The organism is Saccharopolyspora ipomoeae (genome assembly GCF_029952525.1).
Classification (GTDB): Bacteria; Actinomycetota; Actinomycetes; order Mycobacteriales; family Pseudonocardiaceae; genus Saccharopolyspora; species Saccharopolyspora ipomoeae.
The window spans coordinates 1-21,707 of sequence record NZ_JASAOF010000032.1; the positions used below are offsets into that span (position 1 = coordinate 1).

The following is a 21,707-nucleotide window of genomic DNA, read 5'->3' on the forward strand; positions in this document are numbered from 1 at the left end:
GAGTTCTCAAAGAACACACCCACACCATCCCTCACCACCCATTCCAGGGCCGCAAGATCCGGGGAGTCATTTCCTCGTTCTTGTGTTGATTACTCTAGCAGGCCCTCATTTCGGCGCTTTCAGGGGGGTCCCCTTTGCGATCTCGCCGGAAGAGCGAGCCCGTATTCGAGTTATCAACTGCCGGTTGGAGCAGGACCGAAGCCCTCGCCACTTCCAGCGACCGCCTTACGTTACCCGGTGCGCTTCGCGGTGTCAAACCCGCCCGCCCCGAACCGGTCTGCGCTGTCGCGGTGGTCCGAACCGAAGTCCGGCGCTTCGCGGCGCTCCCGGTGCCGTTCGCCGCGAGTGCTTCGCGTCGTTCGGCTTTCCGTGCGACGAAGAGAAAGTTACGCACACTCTGCGTCAAAGTCAAATCGCCTGCTCAGGCCTTGACGCCACCCGTTCGGCGCAGTGTCGATCACTTCTGCTTGGGCCGCAGCCAGAGCCGCACGGTGCTGCCGCTGCCCGCCGACTTGACGGCTTCCAGCAGGTCAGAGGCCTCGACCGGGCGGTTGCGGCCGACCGGGACGAGCTCGTACCCCCACGTGCCGAACTCACGGAGAGCAGCGGCCGGATCATCGCCCAGGGCGCTGATCGCGTCCGGTGTGAACGAGCACACGATCGAGGGACGATCGCGGCGCAGCATCCGGACCAGGCCGCCGAGAACCCGGTGCACCCGGCCCCCGACGTCGACGTGCACGACCGAGAGCTTGAGGTCCTCCAGCGAGGCGTGGTTCTCCAGCTCCTTGTCGAGCCGGAACGCCGGGACCTTCTCCTGCGGTTGTTCTTCGCCCTCGGCCGCGATCGGCTCGACCGACACGCCGCCGGCGAGTGCGGGCTCGGCGACCAGCTCACCCGGGCCGTCCCAGGCCGCGCCCTCGATGAGGAGCAAGCGGTGCGCCCACGCCGACGGGACGTTCATCTCGACGTTGTGCTTGAGCAGCGCGCGGGCCTGGGCGCTGGGCTCCACCGCGACGACCGCCCCGCTGTTGCCGAGCCTGCTGAGCACCCGAACGGTCTGGTAGCCGACGTAGGCTCCGACGTCGAGGAACACCCCATCGGGTTCCAGCAGCGAGTCGATGAGCGCGGAGACCTCCGCGTCCCAAGCCGGGTTCGACGACAGCCACGGCAGCATCAGCGGGTCGTCGGCGGGCAGGCGCATCAGGCCCGCGTCGCAGAGCACCGGCGTGGTCGTGCCGTCCCCGCTGCCGGTGGCGCGTTCGTGCTCGCGCAGCAGGATCCGCTGCAGCACGTCGGTGCGCTGCAGCGCGCTGGCCGCGTCACCCGCCGCGCTGCGGACACCGGCTTCGAGGTCGCGGTCCGGCTGGCGCGCTTCCATCGCGTCCATCCGGTCGAGCACCTTCTCCAGCGCGCCGGTCAGCCCGTCCATCCGCTCGGCGAGGGCGTCGACGCGCTGGTCCGAGCCGGTCACGTCGACCGGGACGCCCGACTCCTCCAGGCGCCGGAGCCTGCGGTGCTGGTCGGCGAGGTCGGCGCGGGCGCGGACCAGGCCGTCGTCGGTGCCGACGAGCTGGGCCCCGAACTGGTCCTGGCGGCGCAGCAGCTGCGCGAGCTCGGCGCGCATGGACTCGACGTCGCCGTCCCCGTCGGCCTCGTACTGGCGGCGCAGCAGTTCGCCCGCGGTCTGCTCGACGCCGTCGACCAGCGAGCGGAGCACGTCGCGGATGTGGTCGTCGTAGTGGCTGAGCGCGCGCAGCACGGCCTTGCGCAGGGCCGGCGCGATCGAGCTGCTCCCGCTCTGGCCGACGTCCGGGGCGCGGTGCAGGGCGTGCCGGGCGACGAGCAGCGGGCGCAGCGGGTCGTCGAACTGGCCGTGCTTGTCCCCCGCCCACTTGGTGCGCCAGTTGCGGTAGGCGTGCTCGACGCGTTCGCGCAGGCGGGCTCCCGCGCGCGCGACGGTGTGGGTGCCCAGCAGCGTTTCCCGGGCGGCGACGCCGAACGCCGCGGTGCCCTCGGGGTCGTCGGCGGCGTCCCGGATGATCTCTGCAGCCGCCTCGACGTCCGGTTCCCCGGCGCCCTGGCAGGGCACGAGCCGGGCGCACCGGGCGCCGAGCAGCTCGGCGACCGCGCCGTGCTCACCCGCGATGACCGGGACGCCGTGGGCGGCGACCTCCAGCAGGCGCAGCGCGTGCTCGTCGCCCGCGTCGCCGCGGTGCAGCGAGACGAAGCAGTCGGCGGCGGCGAGCAGCTTGTGCAGGTCGACGTCGGTTTCGACGAGCCTGATCCGGGAGTCCGAGGCGGTGGCCAGGCGGAGCCGTTCGGCGGCCTCCGGGTGGCGGGTCGCGCCCGCCACGCCCACCAGCAGGCGCACGTCGTCGCGCTCGGCGAACGCGGTGAGGAACGCCGAGACCAGGCCCAGCGCGTTGTCGGCGCGCTCGGCTGCGTGGTCGACGTGGGCGGCGAGGACGAACTCGTCGGACAGCTCGAACCGCGCGCGGGCACCCTTGCGGGTCGGCAGGTCGATGCGCTCGCGCTCCGGCGCGGGCAGCGTCACCACGCGGGTCCGGCTGCCGGTGCGGCGCACGGCGCTGCGGCTGCTCTCCGACAGCACCCAGGTCTCGGCCGCGTCCGCGTCGGTTCCTCCCCCGGTGTGCACGTCGATGACGTAGCGACCGGCGGGGACGGCCAGGCCGGGCGAGCAGCGCAGGACCACCGGGTAGTAGGCGGTGTCGGCCGAGGGCAGGCCCGAGGAGCCGACCGCGGTGCGCATCAGCTCGGCGAGCGGTCCGCTGCCGAGCACCGCGACGCCGAGCTGGTCGACGAGCGCGAGGTCGCCGCCGGTCCTGCGGTGCACGGCTTCGGCGGGCACGCGACCGCTGGCCACTCCCACGCCCGCGCACCACTCGTGGAACGCCTCGGCGTCCGCGCCGAACGGGTCCGGGTAGTCGCGGCGCAGCAGCTCGTCGTCCGCCCACACCGCGGCTGTCCAGCGGGAACCGCCGGAGGTGCGCTGCCGGTCGTCGGCCGGGGCGCACGCCCACTCCTGGAACGGGGCCGCGCCGTCGGGTTCGAACGGGCTCGGCGGCGCGTCGTCGCGGAGCCAGGCCTCCAGGTACTGGCGGCGCAGGCCGTCGGGCAGGCGCACGCCGTCGGCGAGTGCGTCGAAGGGGTGCGGTTGCTCGCGGCTGTAACCGGAGTCGACCAGCGCGGTGCGGTAGTTCGCGCACAGGCCCGCCAGCACCGGGTTCTCGGACAGCAGCAGTCGCGGGTTGTCGGCGTAGTCGGCCGAGAGCAGCCACGGGCGCTGCGGCTGGAACCCGTCGAAGTGCACGCTGCGCAGCGCCGATCCGTCCACGCGGTGCTCGCCGTCGGCGAGGTCGAGTTGACGCTGCGCGGCGTTGAACACCGACAGGCCCACGCCTGGATCGCGGATGACCTGGTGATCGACCAGGGCGGGGGCGCCGTCGAGGACCGGGGCGGTCATCGTCGGGTCGGCGCGCAGCTGCTCGATCCAGGTGGTGAGCAGGTCCTCGGCACCGGGCCGGACCGCGAAGGCGCTGGAGTCGAAGGTGCCGGATTCGGCCAGGTCGGCGGGTCCGGGGCGGAGTCCGTCTGCGGCCAGCGGGTGCAGCACCCGCGGCACCAGGGCCACCGGGCGTTCCGGGGTGAGGCCGGTGAGCAGGTCGTCGAAGGGGCCGAAGATCTGGACCCACGGTTCGAAGTGCACGACGGTCGAGCCCGAGCGCAGCAGGTGCTTGAGCAGGCGCGGGCGCAGCACGCCGCGCAGCTGCTCGGCGGTGCAGCCGATGGCCAGGCGCGCGAACTCCTGCGGGTCGACGCCGATGTCGGCGATCGACAGCGCGTCGGGCTCGTCCCGCACGGCCTCGGGCTCGTCGACGAGCAGCAGCACGAACCCGGCGCCCGGGTGGTGCTTGCGGAAGGTCGTGCGCAGCACGCGCGCGGCAGGGAGCTGATCGCGGCAGGCCAGGGTGCAGCCGAGCAGGGTTAAGGACGACGGCTGGGCGGCGGCCGGCTGCTCGGCGGGCCACTCCGGTTCCAACGACTCGGACGACTGCTCCAGAACGCCCGACTGCAGCTCGACGGCAGTTTCGCCGGAGCGCGTTTCGTCGTGCTCGGGGTGCGGCTGCGAATCAGTCACAGCCGCAACCTATCGCCCCAACTTCGAAGGGAGAACTCTGTGGTCCTTTTGCTTGGCGGTGCAGGCAGGGGAACCTGAGCGGCGCTGTGGACTCCGCGCGCCACGACTTATGTATGTCCAATACACATCGTCGCGGCGTGCTCGCCACAGCACCGCTCAGAACCCCCGGCGGTGCCAGCTGCTCAGGTGGGGCAAAGAGAAACCGGCTCCGCCGGTTGCCTGACGGACGGTTTCACAGCACCGGGAGCATCGAGGAGAGCTCGTACGGGGTGACGCGGCTTCGGTAGTTGTTCCACTCCTCGCGCTTGTTGCGCAGGAAGAAGTTGAACACCTCCTCGCCGAGGGTTTCCGCCACCAGCTCGGAGTTCTCCATCTCGCCGAGCGCCTCGGTGAGGTTCTGCGGCAGGTTGGCGTAGCCGGCGGCCTTGCGCTCGTGCTCGGTGAGGCTCCAGACGTCGTCCTCGGTGGCCGGCGGGAGCTCGTAGCCCTTCTCCACCCCGCGCAGACCGGCGGCGAGGATCACCGCGTAGGCCAGGTACGGGTTGCAGGCGGAGTCGGGGTTGCGGACCTCGACGCGGCGCGACGAGGACTTGCCCGGCGAGTACATCGGCACTCTGACCAGCGCGGACCGGTTGGCGTGGCCCCAGCAGACCGCGGTCGGGGCTTCGCCGCCGACGACGAGCCGCTTGTAGGAGTTCACCCACTGGTTGGTCACGGCGCTGATCTCGCGCGCGTGGTGCAGGATGCCCGCGAGGAACGCCCGGCCGGTCTCGGACAGCTCGTAGGGGTCCTCCGGGTGGTAGAAGGCGTTCTGGTCGCCCTCGAACAGGCTGAAGTGGGTGTGCATGCCCGAGCCCGGCTGCGCGCTGAACGGCTTGGGCATGAACGAGGCGCGCACGCCCTGGGTGATCGCGACCTCCTTGACCACGTACCGGAACGTCATGACGTTGTCGGCCATGGTGAGCGCGTCCGCGTAGCGCAGGTCGATCTCCTGCTGGCCGGGCGCGCCCTCGTGGTGGCTGAACTCCACCGAGATGCCCATCGCTTCGAGGGTCTCGATGGCGTTGCGGCGGAAGTGCGGGGCCGCGTCGTGGCTGGACTGGTCGAAGTAGCCGCCGGAGTCGGCGGGCTCCGGCTCGCTGCCGTCGCCGGGAAGCCCCTTGAGCAGGAAGAACTCGATCTCGGGGTGCACGTAGCAGGTGAATCCCGATTCGGTGGCGCGCGCCAGGGTCCGGCGCAGCACGTGTCGCGGGTCGGACCAGCAGGGCGAACCGTCGGGCATCTGGATGTCGCAGAACATCCGGGCCGAGTAGTGCTCGCCGTCGGCGGTTTCCCAGGGCAGCACTTGGAACGTGGTCGGATCGGGCTTGGCGACCATGTCGGACTCGTAGACCCGGGCGAAGCCCTCGATCGCCGAGCCGTCGAACCCGATGCCCTCGGCGAAGGCGCCCTCCAGTTCGGCGGGCGAGATCGCCACCGACTTGAGCATGCCGAGGACGTCGGTGAACCACAGCCGCACGAAGCGGATGTCACGTTCCTCCAGGGTGCGGAGCACAAACTCCTGCTGGCGGTTCATGCCCCGCACTCTAACTTCCTGGCCTCGTGCTCGGGGTGATCGGCGTGGCCGGTGACCGGCCACGCCGAGGCGGTCACCCGAAGCCGAGCGCGGCGACCATCAGCGGCAGCACCAGACCGATGACGACGGCACCGGCGGCGTCGAACACCGCGCCGGAGCGGATCATCTTGGTGATCGGCACCGCGCCCGAGCCGTAGACGACGGCGTTCTGCGGCGTCGACACGGGCAGCATGAACCCGAAGGACGCCGCGAAGGTCGCCGCCAGGGCGGGCACGAACGGGTTGGTGCCGGCGGCGAGGGCGACCGGGATGACGATCGGGACGACCACCGAGGCCGCGGCCGTGTTGGAGGTGGTCTCCGACACCAGCACTGCCAGCACGATCGCGAACAGCGTGATGGCGACGCCGCTGGTCAGGCCCAGCGTCCCGGCGGTGCCCTCGCCGATGGTCCGGGCCAGCTCGGTGTCGGCCAGCAGCGAACCGAAGATGATGCCGGTGCCGAACAGCACCACGGTCCCCCAGTCGATGCGGGAGGCCTCGGTCCAGGTGAGGGTGAAGCGGCGCTGGGACCAGTCGGTCGGCAGCACGAACAGCAGCGCGGCGCCGAGCACCGCCACGATGCCCTCGTCGAGCCGGTCGCTGACGGCGTCGTAGGCGGCCGAGTCGTTGCCGGCGATGAGCGCGACGAAGCCGGGCGTCACCCACAGCACGACGGTGACGGCGAAGGCGATGAGCGTGTTCTTCTCGGCGCGGGACAGCGGCCCGAGCTTGGCGCGCTCGCCCGCGACGTAGTCCTCGACCCCGGTGAGCCGGTTGATCTCCGGGCGGTTGAGCAGCAGTAGCACCACGGCCAGGACGGCGAACATGAGCAGGCAGACGGGCGCGGCCATCGCCATCCACTGCAGGAACGAGATGCGCTGGCCGGTGACCTCCTCGATGAGGCCGCGGCCGATGAGGTTGGGCGGCGAGCCGATCGGGGTGAGCAGACCGCCGACGCTGGCGCCGTAGGCGAGCATGAGCATCAGGGCCACGCCGACGCGCAGCCGCAGCGGGTCGAAGGGCTGTCCTTCGGGCAGTTGCGCGCGGACGAGCTCGGCGATGACGGCGAGGATGCCGACCGCGGTGGGCAGCAGCATCGCGACGGTGGCGGTGTTGGACACCACCGCCGACAGCACGGCGGTGATAGCGCCGAAGGCGACGATGACCCGCCAGGCGCTCTTGCCGACGCCGGGCAGCGACAGGATGGTGAAGGCGAAGCGCCTGGCCACGCCGTGCCGCAGCATCGCCTGGGCGAGGATGAACGCGCCGATGAAGGTGAACACCGTCGAGGATCCGAAGGGTTCGAGCACGTCGTCGGGCGGCATCACGCCGAGCAGCACCACCGCCGCGACGCCGATCAGGCCGCCGACGGGGATCGGCACCGGTTCGCACACCCACAGCACGATGACGCCGAGCAGCACGGCGGCGAGCTTGTGCTGGGCGGGTTCGAGCTGCGTCGGCAGCAGCAGGAACAGGACGGTCAGCGCCGGGGCGAGGAACAGTCCGGTGGTGCGGCGGGCGCGTTCGAAGCGCTCCTCCGCCGGGGAGAGGACCTGTTCACCGAGGCTCTTGTACGTGCTGCCGGACAGCAGCACCGACGTCACGCTCTGCTCCGCGGGCTTCCCGCCCGTTTCGTCCGCATGGTCCATGCGGCGACGATAGGCGGGATGTGACCTGATTCACCACAGCCGTGATCAGGAGAATCGATCAACCCGAGCAGCGGGTCCCGTCCTTCGGGACCTCCAGGTCCACGAGGTAGCTGGTGCCCGCGTCGTCGACGCAGCTCACGCCCTGCAGGAACACCGTGTGCTGGGTGCCCTCGTAGGTCAGCAGCCTGCCGTGCAGCGCCTGGGCCAGCTGCACGCCCGCCTGGTACGGCGTCGCCGGGTCGGCGGTGGTGGAGATGACCAGGACCGGCGGCAGCGCCCCGACCTGCGGCTGGGTGGGCTCGCCGGTGACCGGGACCGGCCAGAACGCGCACATGTCCCGGGCCGAGCTCGGCGGGTTGCCGTCGTCGAGGAACGGGGCGGCCTCGCGGTAGCGGCGGTCGGCGGCCCGGACCTCCTCCGGGTCCATCACGCGCTTGTCGTCGACGCAGTGGATCGCGTCGAAGGCGTCGGTGGTGTTGGTGTAGCTGCCGTTGGCCTCGCGGCCGAAGTAGCTGTCGGCGAGGCTCAGCAGGGTCTGACCGCGGCCCTGCTGCAGCTCGGCGAGCCCGGTGTCGAGGGCCTCCCACAGCGACGGCGCGTAGAGCGCCTGGATCGCGGCCATCGTGGCGTCCGAATAGGACAGCTCGCGGCCGTAGCCGGCCTGGACCGGCTTGTCGACCAGCGGGCGGGTGAGCTGCTGGAACCGGTGGACCGCCTGCTTCGGGTCCTGCCCCAGCGCGCACGTCGACTGCTCGGCGCACCAGCGGGCGAAGTCGTCGAAGGCGCGCTGGAACCCGGCGCCCTGCGCGACCAGCGCGTCCACTGTGGTCTGGCCGGGGTCGATGGCGCCGTCGAGGATCATCGCGCGGATGTTGCCGGGGAAGCTCTCGGCGTACTCCGAGCCGATCCGGGTGCCGTAGGAGTAGCCGAGGTAGTTCAGCTTCTCCTCGCCGAGCGAGGAGCGCAGCACGTCGAGATCCCGCACCACGTCGCGGGTTCCGACGTTGGCGAGCATGTCCGCGCCGGTGCGCTCGGCGCACTTGGCGGCGTAGTCGCGCTCCTCCTGCTCGGATTCGGCCACACCGGACGGTGACGTGTCGGCGTCGGAGTCGAGGCGTTCGGCGTCGCGCTCGGAGTCCGTCAGGCAGCGCACCGCGGGTTCGGAGGCGCCGATGCCGCGCGGGTCGAAGCCGACCAGGTCGAAGCGCTCCCCCACCTCGCTGTTGGCGACGCTGCCCGCCAGGCTCGCCGCCGCGCTCATGCCCGACGCGCCCGGACCGCCCGGGTTGACCATCAGCGAGCCGATGCGCGCCTGCGGGTCGCCGGCCGGTTTGCGCAGGACTCCGATCCGGATGGTCTTGCCGTCGGGGTGCGCGTAGTCCATCGGCACCTCCAGCCGTGCGCACTCCAGCTCCGGGTCCTGGAAGGCGGTGCGGTCGGCGGACGAGGTGGCGTAGTCGGAGCAACGGCCCCAGTCGATCGCCTGGCCGTAGAAGCGGTCCATGCCGGTGGGGATCGGGCCGACCGGCCCCTTGCGCTCCTGGTGCGGTTGCAGGGGCTGGGTGCTCGGGGCGCCGCAGCCTCCGGCGGCCAGCACGAGCAGGGCCATCGCGGTCAGCACTCGAAGTCGGCGGGCCATTCGGTGATCCTGACATGAACGTGCCCGTGTGATTCACGTCGGGCTGCGGCACACCACCCGGGTGGGTGCGCGAAGATGGGCGCATGCCCCAGCTGCGGATCGCACTCGCACAGGTCAACACGTGTGTCGGCGACATCGTCGGCAACAGCTCGCTCGTCCTGGACTGGACCCGGCGCGCTGTGCAGGACGGCGCCCACGTGGTGGCGTTCCCGGAGATGACGCTGTCCGGCTACCCGATCGAAGACCTGACGCTGCGCAAGTCGTTCGCCGCGGCGAACCGCGAGGCGCTGGAGCGGCTGGCGCTGGACCTGCAGGCCGAGGGGTGCGGTGACGCGCTGGTCATCGTCGGGCACCTGGGGCGCGACGACGAGGGACCGCGCAACTCCGCGTCGCTGCTCTACGGCGGCGAGGTCGTGGCGACCTACAACAAGCACCACCTGCCCAACTACGGCGTGTTCGACGAGGCCCGCAACTTCGCGCCCGGTTTCGACCTGCCGATCGTCAAGCTGCACGGCGTGGACGTCGGCGTGGTGATCTGCGAGGACATCTGGCAGAACGGCGGTCCGGTCGCGGCGCTGGGCAAGGTCGGCGTGGACCTGGTCGTGTGCATCAACGCCTCGCCGTACGAACGCTCCAAGGACGACCAGCGGGTGCCGCTGGTGTCGCGGCGCGCGGTGGAGGCCGGAGTGCCGCTGGCGTACGTGAACCTGGTGGGCGCGCAGGACGAGCTGGTCTTCGACGGCGACTCGCTGATCGCCGACGCCGCGGGCGAGATCATCGCGCGCGGGCCGCAGTTCACCGAGAACCTGCTGATCACCGACCTGGACCTGACCGCGGGCGGGCACACCTCGACGACCGTTCCGGCCGAGCCGGGCCCGATCCGGATGCCGGCGTTCGACGTGCACCGCTTCGTGCTGCAGCCCGAACCGCTGCCGAGCTACGAGCCGCGACCGCTGCCGCCGCCCTCCGAGCCGCTGTCGGAGGAGGCCGAGGTGTGGGGCGCGCTGGTCACCGGCCTGCGCGACTACGTGCACAAGAACGGCGCGCGGACGGTGACGTTCGGGTTCTCCGGCGGCATCGACTCGGCGGTGTGCGCCGCGCTGGCCGTCGACGCGCTGGGGCCGGACTCGGTCTACGGCGTGTCGATGCCGTCGGTGTACTCCTCCGAGCACTCGCGCTCGGACGCCGCCGATCTGGCGCAGCGGCTGGGCTGCCACTTCGAGACGCACGCGGTCGCCGACATGGTCGACACCTACGTGCGGCAGCTGGAGCTGACCGGGCTGGCCGAGGAGAACGTGCAGGCCCGGGTGCGCGGCGTGCTGCTCATGGCGCTGTCGAACCAGCACGGGCACCTGGTTCTGGCCACGGGCAACAAGACCGAGCTGGCGGTCGGCTACTCGACGATCTACGGCGACGCGGTGGGCGCGTTCGCGCCGATCAAGGACGTGCCGAAGTCGCTGGTGTGGAAGCTGGCGCGGTGGCGCAACGAGGCCGCGGAGAAGCGCGGTGAGGTGGCGCCGATCCCGGAGAACTCGATCAGCAAGCCCCCGTCGGCGGAGCTGCGGCCGGATCAGACCGATCAGGACTCGCTGCCGGAGTACGACGTGCTGGACGTGGTGCTCGACGGGTACGTCGAGGGCGACAAGGGCTACCAGGACCTGGTGTCGGACGGGTTCGACGCCGAGCTGGTGGAGCGGGTGCTGCGGATGGTGGACAAGGCGGAGTTCAAGCGCCGTCAGTACCCGCCGGGCACGAAGATCTCGTTCAAGGCCTTCGGCCGCGACCGCCGCCTGCCGATCACCAACCGCTGGCACGAGATCGCCCCGTAGGGGGTCTCGCGTCGGGTGTCTTGGGACCGCGGACGGTTCTAGCCATAATCGCCCATGATCAATGTCCGTTTTGCCGGGACAATTGTGGCTAAAACCGTCCTGCTCCAGCACCCGCCACCCGAACGGGTGCCGGGATGCCGGGCCTAGACTCGCCGGGAGTGGTTCCGGGGGATTGCGCGAGCGGGGTTCCGGGTTCGTCTCAGGTATCGGAGGCCGGCTGTGTGGGTTGTGCACGGGTTGTGCGACTCCGGGGGCCGGCTGCTGGTCTGGGCGGAGGACTCGGAGCTGCCCGCTCGGATTCCCGGGCGGGCTCCTGCCGGGGTGTTGGGGCATCCGTTCGCGGTCCCCGCTCACGAGCTGATCGACGTCGTCGACGGGGTCGCGGCCGCGAGCGTCGAGCTGGCGCTGCCGTCGTTCGCGTCGGCCCCGATGTCCTCGCCCGAGCTGGTGCGGGATCCGCTGACCGCCGGGAGCGCGCCGCGCGGCAAGCTGCGGCTGCGCCGCTGGCAGGTGCCCGCGGTGTCGCTGTACCCGGACGACCTCCCGGCGCTGCTCGGCGCCGAGCTGCCCGGCTGCCGGATCGGCTCCGACCTGCGATTCCTCGGTGAGCTCACCGACTTCGCCGACGACCTGATCACCGGCGGGCGCGTGCTGCCGACCCTGGTCTTCGAGGGCGATCGGCCCGCCGCTCGCTGGATCCCCGCCCTGTCCGGCTCGGACTCGGCGCGGTTCGTCGCGCTGCGCGACGCCATGCCGCACGCGCTGCGCGCCGCGAACGACGACGCACCCGAGACCGTCCTGCGCACGACGCTGAACGCGCTGGTCGACGACCGGGCCCGCAACCGGCTCGAAGCGGACCTCACCGACGCCAGGGGCACCGCGGCGGCCTGGCTCAACGCCCTGACCGGCGAAGCGCACTTCGACGGCGACCGGGCGCAGCTGCGCGCGCTGGCCCGCCGGCTGGAGACCTGGCACACCGGCGTGCCCGGGCAGAGCCCGCTGCGCACCTGCTTCCGGCTGCACGCCCCCGAGGACGACGACCCGGACTGGATCGTGGAGTTCCTGCTGCAGTCCGTCGACGACCCGGGCGTGCTGATCTCCGCGCAGGACGTGTGGGCCGACAACACGCAGGTGCTGCGCCGCTGGGTGGACCAGCCGCAGGAGCTGCTGCTCGCCGAGCTCGGCCGAGCGAGCCGCATCTGCCCGGAGCTCGACGGGGCGCTGCGCTCGTCGCACCCGAGCGAGCTGGTGCTCGACACCGAGGGCGCCTACGAGTTCCTCAGCCGCGCCGCCCACCTCGACCAGGCCGGGTTCGCGGTCCTGCTGCCGTCCTGGTGGGGCCGCAGCCAGCGGGAGCTGGGGCTCAAGCTCAACGCCACCAGCGCCGGGACCGCGGGCGCGGTCACCAAGGAATCCGGCATCGACAAGAACGCCCTGATCGACTACCGGTGGGAACTGGCGCTGGGCAACGAGACCCTCTCGAAGGAGGAGCTCGCCGAGCTGGCCGCCGCGAAGGTGCCGCTGGTGCGGATGCGCGGTCGCTGGGTGCAGGTGGACCGCAAGCGGCTCGCGGCGGGCCTGGCGATGCTGGAGCAGGACGCGACCGGCCGGATGAGCGCGCTGGACCTGATCAAGCAGGCCGGTGGCGAGGGCGAGCAGCAGCCGCTGCCGGTGGTGGAGGTCAACGCCACCGGATGGCTCGGCGACCTGCTGTCCGGTCAGGCCGACCAGCACCTCGAACCCGTCGACCCGCCCGCCGGTTTCGGCGCGACGCTGCGGCCCTACCAGCGGCGCGGGCTCGCGTGGCTGACGTTCCTGAGCCGGTTGGGTCTCGGCGGCTGCCTCGCCGACGACATGGGCCTGGGCAAGACCGTGCAGCTGCTCGCGCTGGAGGCGCTCACCCGCGCCGAGCGGTCGCGCCCGCCGACGCTGCTGGTGTGCCCGATGTCGGTGGTCGGCAACTGGCAGCGCGAGGCCGAGCGCTTCGCGCCGGGACTGCGGGTGCACGTCCACCACGGCGGCGGGCGGCTCAGCGGCGAGGACCTGCGCGACGAGGTGGAGCGCTACGACCTGGTGATCACCACCTACCCGCTGGCGGCGCGAGATTCCGAGGCGCTGCGCGAGATCCGCTGGGAGCGCGTGGTTCTCGACGAGGCGCAGAACATCAAGAACAGCAATTCCCGCCAGGCCAAGGCGGTTCGCGGCCTGTCGGCACGGCAGCGGCTCGCGCTGACCGGCACCCCCGTGGAGAACCGGCTGGCCGAGCTGTGGTCCGTGATGGACTTCGCGAACCCGGGAATCCTGGGTTCCCTGAGCACTTTTCGCGCGCGCTACGCGGTTCCGGTGGAACGCGACGGCGACACCGACGCGGCGGCGAGGCTGCGCCGGATCACCGGCCCGTTCGTGCTGCGGCGGGTCAAGACCGATCCCTCGGTCATCTCCGACCTGCCGGACAAGATCGAGATGAAGCAGTTGTGCAACCTCACCACCGAGCAGGCCACGCTGTACCAGGCGGTGGTGGACGACATGCTGGCGCGCATCGCCGACAGCGACGGCATGGAACGCCGCGGTCTGGTGCTGGCGACGATGTCCAAGCTCAAGCAGGTCTGCAACCACCCGGCCCAGCTGCTCGGCGACGGTTCCTCCCTGGCCGGGCGCTCCGGCAAGCTCGCGCGGTTGGAGGAGCTGCTCGACTCGGTGCTGGCCGAGGGCGACAAGGCGCTGGTGTTCACCCAGTTCGCCGAGTTCGGCGGGCATCTCGTGCCGCACCTGTCGGCGCGCTTCGACACCGAGGTGCCGTTCCTGCACGGCGGGACGCCGAAGAAGGCCCGCGACGCGATGGTCGAGCGCTTCCAGGACCCCGACGGGCCGCGGATCTTCCTGCTCTCCCTCAAGGCAGGCGGCACCGGTCTGACGCTGACCGCCGCCAACCACGTCATCCACCTCGACCGCTGGTGGAACCCCGCGGTCGAGGACCAGGCCACCGACCGGGCGTTCCGCATCGGCCAGCGCCGGGACGTGCAGGTCCGCAAGCTGACCTGCATCGGAACCCTGGAGGAGAAGATCGACCGGATGATCGAGGACAAGAAGGCGCTCGCGCAGCTGGTCGTCGGCAGCGGCGAGAACTGGCTGACCGAGCTGTCCACCCAGCAGCTGCGCGAGCTGGTCACGCTGGACGCGGAGGCGATCGGTGCCTGAGCAGTGGAAGTTCGACCACCGCGGCCCGATCCGGGTCGAAGGCGGCATCAGGGCGCGCAGCAAGCGCGGCACGATCGCCCAGACCTGGTGGTCGCAGCGGTTCATCGAGGTGCTGGAGTCCTTCGGCATGGGCGGCCGGCTGCAGCGCGGCAAGAACTACGCGCGCTCCGGTCAGGTGCTGAACCTGACGCTGTCGACCAGCGTCGTGGTCGGGCTGGTGCAGGGCTCGCGCGCCGAGCCGTACCGGGCGCGGATCGGGATCAAGGCGTTCAGCTCCCAGCAGTGGGCCCACATCGAGCGGGAACTGGCAGGTCAGGCGCTGTACGCGGCGAAGCTGCTGGCCGGTGAGATGCCCACCGATCTGGAGGGGGTGTTCGCCGAGCTCGGGCTGGAGCTGTTCCCGTCGACGATGCGCGAGCTGACGATGGACTGCTCGTGCCCGGACTGGGAGATCCCCTGCAAGCACCTGGCCGCGACCTGCTACCTGCTGGCGGAGTCCTTCGACGAGGACCCGTTCCAGATCCTGGCGTGGCGCGGCCGCAGCCGCGAGGAACTGCTCGACCGGTTGCGCGCGCTGCGCGGCACCCAGCAGGTCGTCGCCGAGGAGAGCTCCGGGGAAGCCCCGCTGTCGGAGCACCTGCACGACTTCTGGACCAGCCCCTCCCCCGCCCGCACCCCCGAGGCTCCGGTGTCGGGGACCCCGGTGCTCGACGAGCTGGAGCCGCTGCCGGTGACGGTGGGCGGCACGCCGGTCACCGACCTGCTGCGCCCGGCCTACCGCGCGTTCCGCGGCTAGGGAGCCGTTGAGCGATGCGGCGGGCCGCATCCTCCGCCACCACCCTGGCAGCTCGCACCGCCAAGCAGAGCAACTCCCAAACAGCCGTTGAGCGAGGTCGGGGAGGAGAGCACCCCCAGGTGGCTCCCCTCCCCGCCGCGGCACGGCTCCCACGCGCTCCGTCCGTAGGACGTCCGCCTCCCCGCGAGGTTGCGCGCCCGCTTTTCCCGTTTTTGCCGTTCCTCCGATCACCGGGGGCTGGCTTTCCGGTTCACGGCGGGATATGTCTTGTCCCGCACGGAGAATCGGAGGGCGCATGCGCTGGGTGAAGTTCGGCATCGGGTTGGTCATCGCGGCCGTGACGGTGGGGTGCTCGACTCCCCCGCCCGCGCCCCAACCGGCCCCGGACCGGCTGCAGGACGTGGCCCGGCGCGGTGAGCTGCGGGTCTGCAGCACCGGTGACTACCGGCCCTTCACCTACCGCGACGAGCGCGGCGCGTGGAGCGGCATCGACATCGACGTCGCCCACGACATGGCCGCGAAGCTCGGCGTGCGCGCCACGATCGTGCCCACCACGTGGAAGACGCTGATGGACGACTTCGCCGCGCGGTGCGACATCGCCGTCGGCGGGGTGTCGGTGACCCTGGAGCGGGCGCAGAAGGCGTTCTTCAGCTCGACGTTCGGGGTCGACGGCAAGACGCCGATCACCCGCTGCGAGAACGTCGCCCGGTTCCAGACGCTGGAGCAGATCGACCGGCCGGGCGTGCGCGCGGTGGTCAACCCGGGCGGGACGAACGAGAAGTTCGCCAAGCAGAACCTGAAGCAGGCCACGATCGTCGAGCACCCGGACAACAACACGATCTTCCAGCAGATCATCGACGGCCACGCGGACCTGATGATGACCGACTCCTCGGAGACCCGCTGGCAGGCGCGGCAGCACCCGGAGCTGTGCTCCGTGCACCCGGAGCAGCCGTTCACCTTCGCCGAGAAGGCCTACATGCTCCCGCAGGGCGACGTGGCGTTCCAGCAGTGGGTGAACCACTACCTCGACATCGCCCGCAACGACGGCACCTACCAGCGCTTCGCGCAGCCCTGGCTCGGTTGAGCCTGTGATGTGAGCCCGCAGTCATCGCCTCCCCGAGTTCGTCGTGCGAGGCTGGAAGGGCAACCATCCGCAACTACCCGGGGACCCGCACGGGCCTCGAGGGAACAGGACGGTCAACGATGACTGCTGCCCAAGATCAGGGTGCCCAGGACAAGGGCGAGACCGCGGCCCCCTACGGATCGGGGCCGACCCGCCGCAAGGTGCGCATCCACCACCTCCAGCAGCTCAAGGAGCGCGGCGAGCCGTGGCCGATGCTCACCTCCTACGACATGTACAGCGCCCGCATCTTCGACCAGGCCGGGATCCCGGTGCTGCTGGTCGGTGACTCGGCGGCCAACAACGTCTACGGCTACGAGACCTCGCTGCCGGTGACCGTGGACGAGATGCTGCCGCTGACCCGCGCGGTGACCCGCTCCGTGGAGCACGCGCTGGTGGTCGCCGACCTGCCGTTCGGCTCCTACCAGGCCTCGCCGCAGCAGGCGGTGGAGACGGCGACGCGGTTCATGAAGGAGGGTCGCGCGCACGCGGTGAAGCTGGAGGGCGGGCGCCGCTTCGCCCCGCAGATCGAGGCGCTGACCGCCTCGGGCATCCCGGTGATGGCCCACATCGGCTTCACCCCGCAGCACGAGCACGGCCTCGGCGGCTACCGGGTCCAGGCCCGCGGCGACCAGGCCGACCAGCTGCTCGACGACGCCCTGGCCGTGCAGGAGGCCGGCGCGTTCTCGGTGGTGCTGGAGATGGTCACCGCCGAGGCGGCCAAGCGCGTCACCCACGAGCTGCGCATCCCCACCGTCGGCATCGGCGCAGGTCCGGACACCGATGCGCAGGTGCTGGTGTGGACCGACATGGCCGGCATGAACACCGGCCGCACGGCCCGGTTCGTCAAGCAGTACGCCGAGCTCGGCAAGATCCTCGGCGGCGCGGCCGAGGAGTTCGCCGCCGACGTCCGGGGCCGCACCTTCCCCGGCCCGGAGCACTCCTTCCACTGATCACCGCGCGAGGAGCCGGGACGTGCTGGGCACGTCCCGGCTCTTCAACGCTTCGGGCAGCTCAGCGAGCCCGGTGGGCGAGGACGTCGGCGTGGCAGGGTTTCGGGGCGCACCAGCAGCCCAGGGCTCTGCCCGCGAGCTCCCCTTCGCGGAGGCGCTTCAGGAGACCGGGTTGGTCGTCGAGCCACTGCTCGTAGTGGCGGACCATCGCCTCGCGGTCGGTCTTGGCCTCCGAGACGAACGGGCTGGCGAAGTCCGACTGCGGCCAGCCGTGCCGGGGCCCGGAGTGGCCGACGTAGGTCAGCAGGTCCTGCTCGACCAGCCACGGGACCAAGTGCTTGTGCGGTCCGTCCTTGCGGACGTTGACCACCACGGCGTGCCCGTCGAGCAGCGCGTCCGCCCGCTCCCGCTCGTCATCGCTCCAACAGCTCGCTTCGTCCGGCAGCACCCCGCACCACCTCCGACCCCCACCGTGCCACGCCGCGACCGGAGTTTCAGGTGTGGAATTCGACTCGCGATCACACCACCGGCGCCATCACAACCCGGATTACCGCCGTATTCAGGTGACGGATTACCGGAGTATTCGGGTACCGGATTACCGGAGTAATCCGTTCACCACCCGGTCACCGGACGGATTACTCCGGTAATCCGGTGACGGAATACGGCGGTAATCCGTCACGGACGTGGTCGGGGTTCGGGGAGGGGTGGGGGGTCAGACGTCGGTGATGCGGAGGCCCGCGTGGGCCTTGTAGCGGCGGTTGATGGCGATGAGGTTGGCGGTGAAGGCCTCGACCTGGTGGGCGTTGCGGAGGCGGCCGCCGTAGATGCCCCGGACGCCGGGGATGACGTCGGCGAGCTCGCGGACCACGTCCGTGGCCTCGCGGTCGTCGCCGAGGACCAGGACGTCGAGGTCGACGTGGCCGACGGTGAGGTCGGCGAGGGTGACGGCGGAGACGTGGTGGAAGGCTGCGGTCACCCGCGAGTCGGGCAGGATCTGCTCCGCCTGCTGGGCGGCGCTGCCCTCGTCGACCGGGAGCGCGTAGGGGCCCTTCTTGTCGAAGCCGAGCGGGTTCACGCAGTCGATGACGATCTTGCCTGCGAGCTCGGCCTGCAGCGATTTCAGCGTCTCGGCGTGGCCCTCCCACGGCAGCGCCGCCAGCACCAGGTCCGAGGCCGACGCGCAGCCCGCGTTGTCGGCACCGGTGACGTCGCCGCCCGCGATCTCCTTGATCTCGTCGGCCGCCTGCTGCGCGCGCTCCGCGTTGCGGGACCCGATCACGACCTTCAGCCCGGCCTTGGCCCAGCGGATCGCCAGTCCCCGGCCCTGAGCTCCGGTACCGCCCAGCACCCCGACGGTCATCTCGCGCACGCTCGTCACCTTCACGGCCCCTCTCGTCGCCATCGACTTCCACGATCCACAATCGACCCGCGGCCCCGAGAATGCCACGAGGTGTGCGTCAAGCCACTTCGAAGCCGACGTCGCGACTGCTCGGGTCGGCGGTCACCAGCCGCACCCTGACCTGCTGCCCCTCGGCCAGACCGCTGCCGGTGCAGCGGGCGATGATCGGCGGGTCGGCGACGAAGACCTCGCCCGCCACCCCGTTGGGCACGCGCAGGACCGTCGCGGGGAACTCCTCGCCCACCCGCGACTCCAGCGACCACGCCTGCGCCTGGGCGATGCAGGTCCGCTCGACCTGCGCGGCGGTCCGGTCCGACCCGCCCATCGCCGACGGCAGCTCGCCCAGCGCCTCCAGCACCCACTCCGGGATCTCGCGGTCCGCCGCGACCGCCAGGCAGACCTCCGCGCTGTAGCGGTCGACCAAGCGCCGGATCGGGGCGGTGACGTGCGCGTAGGAGGCACCGATGCCGGCGTGCCCGGACTTGGCCGGAGCCCCCGCGCCGAAGGCCGTGTACCCGGCGCCGCGCAGCAGCCGCGTCGCGGCGACGTGCACCGCCAGCGCCTCCGGCCGGGCGGGGTCGAGCTCGGCGAGCGCCTCGGCGGGCGACAGGCCCACCGGCCAGTGCACGCCCAGCTGGTTGGCCGAGCGGCGCAGCAGGTCGACGGTGTCGGCGTCCGGATCGGGCACGGTGCGCAGGATGCCCACACCGGCTTCCAGCATGATCTCGGCCGCGCACATGCCGGTGAGCAGCGAGATCTCGGCGTTCCACTCCTCGACGACCAGCCGGGGCCGCAGCGCCAGCCGCCAGCCCCCGTTGCCGTCGGACTCCACCTGCTGCTCCGGCAGGCCCAGCTCGATCGCACCCCGCCGAAGCGCCTGCTCCCGGCGCAGCCTGCCGATCTCCGGCAGCAGGTCGATCGACGGGTGCGCGCAGCCCTGCACCAGCGAGCGGTGCACGCCCTCGTAGTCGAGGCGGGCCACCGAGCGCACCCAGGCCCGGCGCAGGTCCACGCTCTCCGGTGATCCGTCCGGGTCGAGGTCGATGGTCCACAACACCGCGGCGCGCACCTGGTCGGGCAGCAGGCTCGCGGCGTCCTCGGACAACCGGGTGGGGTGCAGCGGGATGTTGCCGTCCGGCAGGTACAGCGTCTGCCCGCGGCGCCGGGCCTCCCGGTCCAGCTCACCGCCCGGCGGGACGAACGCGGCGACGTCGGCGATCGCGTAGTGCACGCGGTAGCCGCCGTTCCGGCGGCGCAGCAGCACGGCCTGGTCGAGGTCCTTGGCGCCCGGCGGGTCCACCGTGACCAGCGGCAGCTCGGTGGCGTCGTGGCGATCACCGGTGGGCAGCGGCTGGGCGACGGTCTGCTCCACCTCGGCGAGGGCGCCGGTCGGGTAGTCCCGGGGAAGGTTCAGCTCGCGGCGGACCGCGGCGAAGTCCAGCCCCCACCGGGGCGTGGCAGCGGGAGGGACAGCGCGGACGCCGTCCGGGAACCTCTCCGCCGCCGCCACGAGAACTCAGTCCTCTTCTTTCCAGCGGCGGTCGGCCTCATCGGCCGCCTTGTTGCGCTCCTCGGCTATCTCCAGCGCGCGAGCGGCCGTCTGCTGATCCGGGTACGGGCCCAAGCGGTCGGCGGCGCGGCAGCCCGACTTGGGCTCCACCTGCCGATGCTTCAAACAGAAGTACCAACCTCCGCGGGCCATGACCCGAGCCTCGCACGCCGAGGCCGACCTGTCACGCCTGCCGAGCGGGAACGACCGAGATGTCCGAACGCGGTCACCCGCTCGTCACCGGGCGGCGTCACCAGGCGGACGGCCTCACCAGGCGGGCGGTCACCAGGCGGGCGGCGGTGGGGCGGCCGGCGGCTGCGCGCCGCGCGGCGGGATCGGGTCCAGGCAGGACACCAGCACCTGCTGCTGCTCCGGGTCCTCGATCCGGCGGCCGTCGCGCATCCGGTACTCCAGCTCGCCGTCGTCGCCGACCTCCACGGTGCAGCCGACCTCGGCCAGCTGATCGTCGTCCAGGTTGGCGAGCCGCTCGTAGCGGGACGGCACGACCCGGTAGACGGGCCACTGCACGTGGCCGAACGCCTGGTGGAACTCGGCGAGCAGGTTGCGCATCTGGTGCTGCCACGGCAGGGGCATCGCCTCGGCGAGCGAACGCGGTAACACGGCGTAACCCGCTGAACTTCCTGGCGGCGACTGGTTCAGGTAGTCACCGAGCGGCGTGCTCGACGCGGGCGGACCGGTCGGCCGCGGGATCGGGTCCGGCGTGAACATGTGCAACCCTTCCGGAGTTTCAGCAGGCCGCTGGCCTGGGTCTCACGCCATTGTGACCTACCGCGCGCCACCCGCGGCGGGTATCGCGCCCGGCGGCGCGGGCGTGTCCGCCGCGGGCCGCACGACCGTCGGCAGCAGTTGCCCGCCGTCCCACAGCTTCGTGACCTCGACTGATTCACCCGGCTGTGGAGCGTGCAGGAGCTGATCGTCGCCCAAGTAGAGCCCGACGTGGTGAATTCCGTGCGGATCCCGGCCGTATCCCCAGAACACGAGATCACCCGGTTGGGCCTGCGCCAGCGGCACGTGGACGCCGCCCTGGAAGTACTGGGTCTGCGAGTACTTCGGGATCTCGACCCCGGCCGCCTTCCACGCCTGCTGGGTCAGACCCGAGCAGTCGAAGGTGTCGGGACCGGCCGCGCCCCACACGTAGGGCTTGCCGAGCTGGGCCTTCGCGAACGACAGCGCCTGACCCGCCAGCACGCTGGAACCGGGCAGGTCGTCGCAGTCGGTGATGCCGGGGACGTTGCCCTCGACGCTGACCAGGTGCGCGGCCATCGGCTCCCAGCGGTGGTAGCGCAGCGGGAACGCCGAGCGCTCCACGCGCTGCGCGGCGGTACCGGGCCGCAGCTCCTCCCAGCCGGGCACGGCCAGCAGCACGTCGTAGAACTTGTTGATCTGGTAGTCGACGTCGGTGACCTGCGCGACCGTGCCCCAGCCCATCGAGGGCCGCATCTGGAAGATGCCGAGCGAGTCGCGGTCGCCGTGGGTCAGGTTCGCCAGGTTCGACTCGGTCTTGCCCGCCTGGATGGCGATCTGCCAGGCGCGCGGCGGGAGCCCGCGCTGCTTGCCGACGTCGATGATGCGCTTGGCCAGGCCGACCGACTCCGGGTTGAGCGAGCCCGCGTCGCTCTCACCGCGCCCGGCGCCATCACCCCACGGTCCGAGGTTCGCGCTGCAGTTGGACCAGCCCTGGTTGCCGCCGCTGCTGCTGATCAGCATCGTCAGCACGCCGAGACCGATCATTCCTGCGAAACCCGCGAGCACGATGAGGGCGACCACGAGCTTGCGCATCG

At 71.5% G+C, this 21,707-nt stretch carries 15 protein-coding genes; 5 read left to right on the forward strand and 10 right to left on the reverse strand.

Annotated elements, in window-relative coordinates:
* Nucleotides 1-457: 457 nt before the first annotated feature.
* From QFW96_RS28425 to QFW96_RS28440, 4 genes are all read right to left on the reverse strand, one after another.
* Entirely contained in the window at nt 458-4,159 is a 3,702-nt protein-coding gene (locus QFW96_RS28425) for an FkbM family methyltransferase (RefSeq protein ID WP_281458825.1), read from the reverse strand.
* 232 nt (nt 4,160-4,391) lie between these two features.
* A complete protein-coding gene (locus QFW96_RS28430; RefSeq protein WP_281458826.1) occupies nt 4,392-5,735 on the reverse strand; it encodes a glutamine synthetase family protein in 1,344 nt (447 codons plus the stop codon).
* A gap of 73 nt (nt 5,736-5,808) precedes the next feature.
* Nucleotides 5,809-7,422: an SLC13 family permease gene (locus QFW96_RS28435; protein ID WP_281458827.1), complete on the reverse strand. Its 1,614-nt coding sequence runs from the start codon at nt 7,420-7,422 to the stop codon at nt 5,809-5,811.
* Between the two features lie 58 nt (nt 7,423-7,480).
* The gene (locus QFW96_RS28440) at nt 7,481-9,061 is read right to left on the reverse strand and encodes an alpha/beta hydrolase (protein WP_281458828.1); all 1,581 of its coding nucleotides are present in this window, start codon (nt 9,059-9,061) and stop codon (nt 7,481-7,483) included.
* A gap of 83 nt (nt 9,062-9,144) precedes the next feature.
* On the opposite strand from QFW96_RS28440, the gene QFW96_RS28445 reads away from it, so the two are divergent.
* The 5 genes from QFW96_RS28445 to panB all read left to right on the forward strand — a co-directional run bounded on the left by QFW96_RS28445 (nt 9,145) and on the right by panB (nt 16,957).
* Complete coding sequence (locus QFW96_RS28445) at nt 9,145-10,890, forward strand: NAD+ synthase (protein WP_281458829.1); 1,746 nt, start codon at nt 9,145-9,147, stop codon at nt 10,888-10,890.
* A gap of 219 nt (nt 10,891-11,109) precedes the next feature.
* Nucleotides 11,110-14,088 carry a DEAD/DEAH box helicase gene (locus tag QFW96_RS28450; protein ID WP_281458830.1) on the forward strand — a complete coding sequence of 993 codons (2,979 nt, stop codon included), beginning with the start codon at nt 11,110-11,112 and terminating at the stop codon, nt 14,086-14,088.
* On the forward strand, nt 14,081-14,884 hold the full coding sequence (locus tag QFW96_RS28455; protein WP_281458831.1) for an SWIM zinc finger family protein: 804 nt from the start codon (nt 14,081-14,083) through the stop codon (nt 14,882-14,884). The genes QFW96_RS28450 and QFW96_RS28455 overlap by 8 nt, the downstream gene beginning before the upstream one ends.
* A gap of 295 nt (nt 14,885-15,179) precedes the next feature.
* Nucleotides 15,180-15,968 carry a transporter substrate-binding domain-containing protein gene (locus tag QFW96_RS28460; RefSeq protein WP_281458832.1) on the forward strand — a complete coding sequence of 263 codons (789 nt, stop codon included), beginning with the start codon at nt 15,180-15,182 and terminating at the stop codon, nt 15,966-15,968.
* Nucleotides 15,969-16,087: 119 nt separating this feature from the next.
* Nucleotides 16,088-16,957: a 3-methyl-2-oxobutanoate hydroxymethyltransferase gene (gene panB / locus QFW96_RS28465; RefSeq protein ID WP_281458833.1), complete on the forward strand. Its 870-nt coding sequence runs from the start codon at nt 16,088-16,090 to the stop codon at nt 16,955-16,957.
* 61 nt (nt 16,958-17,018) lie between these two features.
* Here panB and QFW96_RS28470 read toward each other — a convergent pair whose 3' ends face one another.
* From QFW96_RS28470 to QFW96_RS28495, 6 genes are all read right to left on the reverse strand, one after another.
* Nucleotides 17,019-17,405: a DUF4326 domain-containing protein gene (locus QFW96_RS28470; RefSeq protein WP_281458834.1), complete on the reverse strand. Its 387-nt coding sequence runs from the start codon at nt 17,403-17,405 to the stop codon at nt 17,019-17,021.
* Between the two features lie 264 nt (nt 17,406-17,669).
* Nucleotides 17,670-18,335, reverse strand: a complete 666-nt coding sequence (gene npdG, locus QFW96_RS28475; protein WP_281458874.1) for an NADPH-dependent F420 reductase — start codon at nt 18,333-18,335, stop codon at nt 17,670-17,672.
* Nucleotides 18,336-18,414: 79 nt separating this feature from the next.
* Nucleotides 18,415-19,866 (reverse strand): RNB domain-containing ribonuclease, encoded by a 1,452-nt coding sequence (locus QFW96_RS28480; RefSeq protein WP_425524811.1) that lies wholly within the window; start codon nt 19,864-19,866, stop codon nt 18,415-18,417.
* A gap of 6 nt (nt 19,867-19,872) precedes the next feature.
* Nucleotides 19,873-20,016: a hypothetical protein gene (locus QFW96_RS28485; protein WP_343231412.1), complete on the reverse strand. Its 144-nt coding sequence runs from the start codon at nt 20,014-20,016 to the stop codon at nt 19,873-19,875.
* Nucleotides 20,017-20,187: 171 nt separating this feature from the next.
* A complete protein-coding gene (locus QFW96_RS28490) occupies nt 20,188-20,526 on the reverse strand; it encodes a hypothetical protein (protein ID WP_281458836.1) in 339 nt (112 codons plus the stop codon).
* A gap of 165 nt (nt 20,527-20,691) precedes the next feature.
* The gene (locus QFW96_RS28495; RefSeq protein WP_281458837.1) at nt 20,692-21,705 is read right to left on the reverse strand and encodes a C40 family peptidase; all 1,014 of its coding nucleotides are present in this window, start codon (nt 21,703-21,705) and stop codon (nt 20,692-20,694) included.
* Nucleotides 21,706-21,707 lie beyond the last annotated feature (2 nt).

What these genes read in the sequence shown, in the direction of transcription:
- QFW96_RS28435 (WP_281458827.1), bottom strand. Translation starts at nt 7,422, where the DNA reads ATGGACCATGCGGACGAAACGGGCGGGAAGCCCGCGGAGCAGAGCGTG.
- panB (WP_281458833.1), top strand. Translation starts at nt 16,088, where the DNA reads ATGACTGCTGCCCAAGATCAGGGTGCCCAGGACAAGGGCGAGACCGCG.
- QFW96_RS28495 (WP_281458837.1), bottom strand. Translation starts at nt 21,705, where the DNA reads ATGCGCAAGCTCGTGGTCGCCCTCATCGTGCTCGCGGGTTTCGCAGGA.
- QFW96_RS28445 (WP_281458829.1), top strand. Translation starts at nt 9,145, where the DNA reads ATGCCCCAGCTGCGGATCGCACTCGCACAGGTCAACACGTGTGTCGGC.
- QFW96_RS28460 (WP_281458832.1), top strand. Translation starts at nt 15,180, where the DNA reads ATGCGCTGGGTGAAGTTCGGCATCGGGTTGGTCATCGCGGCCGTGACG.
- QFW96_RS28440 (WP_281458828.1), bottom strand. Translation starts at nt 9,061, where the DNA reads ATGGCCCGCCGACTTCGAGTGCTGACCGCGATGGCCCTGCTCGTGCTG.
- QFW96_RS28430 (WP_281458826.1), bottom strand. Translation starts at nt 5,735, where the DNA reads ATGAACCGCCAGCAGGAGTTTGTGCTCCGCACCCTGGAGGAACGTGAC.